Source organism: Gilliamella sp. W8126 (genome assembly GCF_016102185.1).
Taxonomy (GTDB): Bacteria; Pseudomonadota; Gammaproteobacteria; order Enterobacterales; family Orbaceae; genus Gilliamella; species Gilliamella apis_A.
The window spans coordinates 26,547-33,563 of sequence record NZ_JACFPE010000011.1; the positions used below are offsets into that span (position 1 = coordinate 26,547).

General features: G+C 27.9%; 9 protein-coding genes. All 9 read left to right on the forward strand.

Annotated features, from left to right (window positions below):
* Positions 1-13 precede the first annotated feature (13 nt).
* Positions 14-718 (forward strand): hypothetical protein, encoded by a 705-nt coding sequence (locus tag H3S74_RS12290; RefSeq protein WP_198248011.1) that lies wholly within the window; start codon positions 14-16, stop codon positions 716-718.
* Between the two features lie 30 nt (positions 719-748).
* Positions 749-883, forward strand: a complete 135-nt coding sequence (locus H3S74_RS12595) for a hypothetical protein (protein ID WP_255518889.1) — start codon at positions 749-751, stop codon at positions 881-883.
* A gap of 15 nt (positions 884-898) precedes the next feature.
* Entirely contained in the window at positions 899-1,933 is a 1,035-nt protein-coding gene (locus H3S74_RS12295) for a DNA sulfur modification protein DndB (RefSeq protein ID WP_198248012.1), read from the forward strand.
* Between the two features lie 210 nt (positions 1,934-2,143).
* Positions 2,144-2,542: a hypothetical protein gene (locus tag H3S74_RS12300; protein WP_198248013.1), complete on the forward strand. Its 399-nt coding sequence runs from the start codon at positions 2,144-2,146 to the stop codon at positions 2,540-2,542.
* Between the two features lie 273 nt (positions 2,543-2,815).
* On the forward strand, positions 2,816-3,292 hold the full coding sequence (locus H3S74_RS12305; RefSeq protein ID WP_198248014.1) for a hypothetical protein: 477 nt from the start codon (positions 2,816-2,818) through the stop codon (positions 3,290-3,292).
* Between the two features lie 25 nt (positions 3,293-3,317).
* Positions 3,318-3,806, forward strand: coding sequence for a hypothetical protein (locus tag H3S74_RS12310; protein ID WP_198248015.1), 489 nt, complete (start codon positions 3,318-3,320; stop codon positions 3,804-3,806).
* 707 nt (positions 3,807-4,513) lie between these two features.
* Entirely contained in the window at positions 4,514-4,753 is a 240-nt protein-coding gene (locus tag H3S74_RS12315; RefSeq protein ID WP_198248016.1) for a CopG family ribbon-helix-helix protein, read from the forward strand.
* Positions 4,754-4,756: 3 nt separating this feature from the next.
* The gene (locus tag H3S74_RS12320; protein ID WP_198248017.1) at positions 4,757-5,038 is read left to right on the forward strand and encodes a type II toxin-antitoxin system YafQ family toxin; all 282 of its coding nucleotides are present in this window, start codon (positions 4,757-4,759) and stop codon (positions 5,036-5,038) included.
* A 276-nt stretch (positions 5,039-5,314) separates the two neighbouring features.
* Positions 5,315-6,892: a PcfJ domain-containing protein gene (locus H3S74_RS12325; protein WP_198248018.1), complete on the forward strand. Its 1,578-nt coding sequence runs from the start codon at positions 5,315-5,317 to the stop codon at positions 6,890-6,892.
* The last annotated feature ends 125 nt before the right edge of the window (positions 6,893-7,017 follow it).

Sequence of the window (7,017 nt, forward strand, 5' to 3'; positions counted from 1 at the left end):
AAAGGATGAAAAAATGGATACTGTAACTCAACAAAACGAAAAACAAATTTTAAAATCATTTTACAATGAACTGAAAGAGCAAAATTTTTCACTATCAATTAATGAGGAAGGTGAAATCACTAAAATCACATCACTTGACATGATGTTATCAATTCCCAAATTGACCAAAGGAATGACCTTTAACGTCCGCAAAGGTAATTATAAAGCCAAAGCAGTATTCAAATTCAGAAATAGCCAACAATTAGGTGTATCTTGTCTGTATACACGTACTGATTCATTAGCAAAATACCTTACTCAAACAGATCATCTCATTGAACAGTTAGCATCTAAAATAGATAACAATCAATTCGAACTCGAAAAACAAATTCTAATTAATGAAAAAGCCAAAGCTAAAGAACAATTGATTGTCCAAGAGACGCTAGATCATTTAAGAAGAAATAGCTTTGTAATCAAAAATAAAGATGGTTCTGATTTAGACATGAAAGCTACTTTAGATCTACACGGTCAACTTTTCGACGAGAACTTAAATAAAAAATGGAAATTTACAAAAAAAACATTTTCTCTAAATGTATTTCATGTTGAACATAAACAGGGTTTTATCACATTTATGCCAACGGCTGGGTCATTTGTGATTAAAAAATATAGCCGTCCGCTAGGTGCATGTATTAATTTTATCTTCTTTTTTATGCACTCAAAAAAATTTGAATTAATGAATTAATGAATTAATGAATGAATAAGGAATTAAAAAATGAAAGTATCTGTAATTAAACGTTTTTCGGTCACATGCCCTATTTGTGGATCGTCTGCAATCGAGTATCACTACTCAAATCGCAAAATTGAAGTTGTTTGTTTTGGTCATTGTGGAAATACAATTCAAAGATGATAAAGGATTAATAAAATGAAAAGTATTACCGTTCCAGCTTTTATGTACATACAATCAGATAAAGTATTTTATAGTATAACGCTCGGTTTTACCGAGCTTAACAGATTTTTATCAATCGATAATGAATTTGATGTGTTAAAAAGGTCTCAACGTCTAATAAACGAAAAAAGGGTTAAAAAATTAGTCCAGTATCTTGAAAATGAAGATTTTATATTGCCTGCACTTACTGGGTATATCGAGGGCGATTTTATATTTGAGCCAATAGGCAAAGAAAATCTAGGCTATTTAAAATTGCCGTTAGACTGTGTGATTAAACTATTCGATGGGCAACATCGAGCTAGTGCAATTATTTCAGCGTGTAGCAAATCATTCGAATTAAAAGAAAAACTTTCACGTAGTAGCATAGCTTTAAATCTTGCTGAATACCTGAATCTTGATATGAGACAGCAATATTTTTCAGATATTAATAGTAATGCGTCTAAGCCATCAATTTCGTTGAGTTCAACATATAACAAAAATGATGCAAGAATGGTACTAGCTCACAAAGTTATTGGCGAACTGGCTCTATCAGATCGCATCGAATACGAAAAAAATGTGATCAGAAATTATAATACTAGAAATTTATATGCATTATATACATTCAAAAGCTTTTCTGATTCATTAGCCAAAGCGTTCGGTGTCAAAAAAGGAACTCTTATTACTGACGAACTCGTCAGTAAAGCCACCCTAATTTATTCAGCGTGGATGAAACTTTTAAACTGGCAATTTATTCTTGATACCGATTATTACAGAAAAAATAACATTTTGTTACATAATCTAATGATTATTACAATTGGTAGTGTTACTAAAACACTGTTAGATGATAATGACAATGACTATAACATAGTCATTGATAAAATCAAAAATAGCAGAATTGATTATTTAGAATCGTTTACATATAAAAAAATGTATGATGTTTGCGTCGATGAACAAACCGACAAAATAAAACTTGATGCATTATCAAAAATCAATTTACATGACTACATCATAAAATTAATGAGAAAAGTTTGATGATTTATTTGATTGCTGTATTTTTTGTTGTTCTATGTTGGGTTCCGTTTTTTTTGATTTGGGAATGGCTCATCAAGCTGCCACGCGGTTACAAATTCAAAAAAGGAACGCTTATTATTATGTATTTCATCTGCACGTTAATTATGATTGCAGTGATATATTTGTATATTGATACTGCTAAGCAGTATCAATCATTATTAGGATAAAACTATGGATAATATAAAAACAATTTCAGATTTAATGCGTTATTGTCACATTTCTCAAAAATTTGTTGTTGATATTCGCAACATGAAAGATGGTGATATTTTTTTTGTTGGGCGATACAAAGTTAACAATTTAAATGTTAGTGCGTATATATGTAAAATGACAGAAAAAAGATATGCGTTTAATGGAGCGTATACAAATCTCGACAAAATGTCGATTCATGTCGAACGTGATAATTTAAAAGGGATTGCTCATTTTATTTTTGGTTGTGGAGAGTTCGTTTCGTATTGTATGTATGATTATTCACGTTCATTAAAATGTTTTATAAATGAGACTTTAGCTCTGATGGAGGCGTTGGCAACTGAAATATACGAACGTAAGTATATTAGAAAGGATATAGAATAATATGATGATTTTTTGAAGCATAATTAAAAAAATACAGGTAAATATGTTCTTATTAATAATGATTATTAGTATTTATAAAATACTGAACACAAAAAAAACGGGCCTTCCTTTGGTAATATTAATTATTACATTAATCTCGGTTCAAATTTATTATGCATCGATGTACATTGGATTTATTTCTAAATCAATAAACCCTTCATACGACATTACTTTAATAATAATTTTATTATTTATCAAATAACCTACAAATATAAATGAGGGGTTAGTACTTTAATGAAAAGAAAATTTATATTAGAAGCTGTTTTTCCCGTTATTATTATCATTTTCTTATTATTTAGTGAATTTAATTTAAATATATTTGATTTACCGCCGTTTAAAGAATTTGATGATAAATTAATTAATCAATACATTACATCGAGCTGTGTTATAACGTTATTTTATTGCTCGATACTGGTTTTAATACGCTATTTAGTTCATTTTATAATTGCCGTTTTCTTATATATAAACGAAGTTGATAAGTTTAATCGGAAGGTTCTAAATATTCTAGGTAAAGAATTTGATTTTATTTGCCTACTTATGGATATTGAATATGATGGTGAACAAGGCGTCATAATAGATATTAGTGACAACGGAAATCTAATAATTAAACTGTCAAATAAAACAAAATTTAAAAGAAATTTATATTGTGATCCAAGACACAAAATGAAGTATTTCGATGAAAAAGGGAATGTCATTATGTCTTATGATTAATTCTGACTACTAGGGATGAAACATCATGCATATTGTATTTGATAACAAAATAAACGGCTGGGATATATTTGTACTTATATGTGTAACATGTTTTATAGTGCAAACCATGGGCGAACTATTTCGGGGTGAAAAATCATTATCATCTGGAATTCTAGTATTTTCAATCTATGCTATTGTCGTTGCATGTCCATTTATATCAATAAATACAGATGATGAAATAATTTCTCAAGATAATCAAAAATATGTGCTTAAGGATTGTTCTCCACAATCAAAATCAAAAACGGAGACTTCATTTTTTATAACGTGTACAAATAGTGACATACGAAATGTTGATAATGACACATATCTATATTATAGAGATGTAGTTGATGTTGAGCCAACAGACGAAATGATAATTAGAGACAACGAAAAATATATTTCGAAACTAATGATGCTGGTTTTTACGATTATTTGTCCGTTTTTTGTTTATTTTTTTGCTAATGCTTTTTTTAGACAGCTTCGTGATAGTTTTTAGTAAAATGGTGAAAAATGAGGGCTTTTATGGTTTATTTGTCTGTATTTTCGGAAGTTATTTCTTTATTTGTTCTTATTTTCTTAGTGATTAATTATTTTAAATCTAATGCGATTGGAACTGGATATAAATTAAAAAAAAGAACAATTATTATTTTGTATTCAATCTACTTTTTAGCTGTTGTTGTGCTTATATTATCGAAAATTGCATACCTATATTTTGATAAACTAGAAAATTAAAAATGTATTTGATTAATTTATTTATTTTGATAAAATGTAATACAAAGTAATACAAAGTAATACAAAGTAATACAAAGTAATACTTTATATTACCTTAATTAACTACCGAGAGAATAACATAATGAAAACATCAATAATTAAACATTTTCCGACTACGTGTACTTTTTGCGGTGGTCGAGCAATAGAATATCATTATTCGGATGGTAATATTGGCTCTATTTGTTTTGGCGATTGTTATAATGTAATAAATAGAGCAAAGAAGACGAATGAAAATATTTGCAAAATCTTTAAAGCCTTTGTTTTTTTGACGTTATTTGTTCTGCCGACAATATTAATTGCACTTTGTACTATTGTAAACGGCTATTTTGATTTTGTAAAAATGGTGGCTTTTTATTTTTATTTTCCAGTATGGATTATCGATTTTTGTTACATGATATATAAATGTTTAAAGCGGTAAGAAGGAGATATATTATGAAAACTGAAACTTTATCACTAAAGGTTGAAGCTGAATTAAAAAATGAATTTAAATTAGTCGCAGATTATTATCATAGATCACCATCTCAAATTATCAGAGAGCTAATGCGTGATTTTATTTTAGAAAATCGTCAATTAAACGAATTAACAGTTAAAACATTAAGTGACTCAGAAAATAACAAAGAGCTACATACAGTTAAAAGTACTGAAGAACTATTCAAACAGCTTGGAATTTAAATAATGCGTTTAATTCAGTATTCATCACAATTTAAAAAAGATGTCGATCTGTCAAAACGGCGTCAAAAAAAAATGGATAAATTAAAATGGATTATAGATATGTTGATTAACGACATCGAATTGCCGACATCTCTGAGAGATCATCAATTGTTAGGAAAATTCAATAAACATCGAGAGTTACATATTGAGCCAGATTGGTTATTAATATATTCATTCCCAGATTCTAATATATTACGGCTAGAACGACTTGGAACTCACTCCGATTTATTTAGTAAAGGGAAATAGATTACTTATAAGAAAAATTAAATATGAAAAACAAAAATCGATACCTATTAATTCATCAACTAAAAAAATCTCAAAAATTTTGTGTTTTTTCATTGTCAATTTGGTACAAAATTTTTCTAAAACCCTTTTTTTATATAAAAAATATGAATAAACGACATTCATTTGATAGGGTTCTCGTTCATTATCGTTACCAAAGCTTTATTTTTCATAAAATTATGCATTTAGATGCTCAAATAATCGAAATATAGAATATTTTAATAATAGAAATATAAAGTTATGAAGAAATCATTTAATAATGAACATTATGATTCAATTTATGCGAAGTGGTATGAGCATTTTGAGAAACTCGAAATGTCACGATTTTATAGAGTAAATGAATCTAAAACCGAAATTATAATTTGTGGTATATTTAAGATAACAAAAAATAAAAAATTATCCTTAAAAAGATTTTCATTTAGCTCTCAAAAGTGGACGTCTAATTTCAGCATTAGCGGTGAAACATATATTCTTCATTTTAAATTATTTCAAACATCATTAAAAAATGTATATAGTTCAATAATGCGAGTGGCATTAAACGAATTATTAAGACAAGTTAAAATAATAGACCAATATGGTTCGTCAAAAATTTCAAGTTGGCAAGTAGAAAGAATTTTCATTAATACTAATCTGAAATCAACGGAAAACAAACAGAATATAGTTAAAGCGTTTATAAAAGAGTTACATGAAAATTTTATAGATAAAGAGATCTATTCTTATACTCAAAAAATATTTCAAACTATTCCATCGATAAAACAATATTTATACATTCAACATCTTGATTTAAAATCACTACAACGAATTGAAATAGAAAATAAAAACTTACTCCCGATCATTGCATATCTATCCCCCAAATCAATAATAGATAACAATATTTTTTCAAAAAAATATTGGACGGATGGTGTGACACTAGATGGATACTATAGACATATTAATAAGCTCGACCGTTTTTTAACAGTGGATTCATCAGATCGCATATCATTTACGAGTTCGCAATGGAGATTTATTAAATCTCTACGAGTATCGTGCATTAATAATATATTTAATTATCGATGGTTAGGTGAAAATAAACTTGAAATTTTATCAAAAATAAATGATATAAGAAATCAACCAACAAACACAATTAATGCATTCATTACGTTAGTTTCTAATATACAACTTAATAATGATGATGCTAACGAAATAAAACGATATGTTATTTTTTTTAATGCATTGTTAAAAGAATTTTTAGCAAGAAAAAAAGTTTTACAAAAAAATGCTTTTCAAGCTCTTATTAAATTCTTTATCAACGGCGATGGCGATAATGGCAATAATGGCAATGAAATTTATGTTAGTGCAACAACACTTAATGATCAAATTAATGATGTGATAGATTTTTTGTTTAGAGCATCTCCGCATTTACATAAAAACAGTACATTTAACTCTATACTGAATTTGACGAGAGAGTGGGAAAAATCTTTATATCTAGCAGAAATAAACAATAAAAAAGAAATAAAAAAATGGAAAGGTTCTTTGATTGATTTTAAATATGACAATTTTACCGTAGAAGAAATTAATGATGAAATTGAGTTAGCAAAAGAAGGCTATGAGATGCATCATTGTGTTTCATTATATGCCGATGAAGCATATAGATACAAATACAAAATATTTTCAATTAAAGATAACACTAGTAATGCAAGAGCTACACTTGGAGTAAAAAAAACTAGTATATGTTGGGTAATAGATCAAGTTCGAGGCTATTGCAATGCAACAATATCTTCTGAAGATATATTATCTGTATGTGAAGATATAATAAATAAGATAAATAATAAATGTTGATACCAGAATGTTTTATGGGCGTTTTTCATGCTGAAAATCAGGCTATATTTTTATAGTCTCAGCTGAAGCAGAGACTTAAAAACTCAAACCGTAGGTTTTCGCCCTTCGGGTCACTATCCCTACGC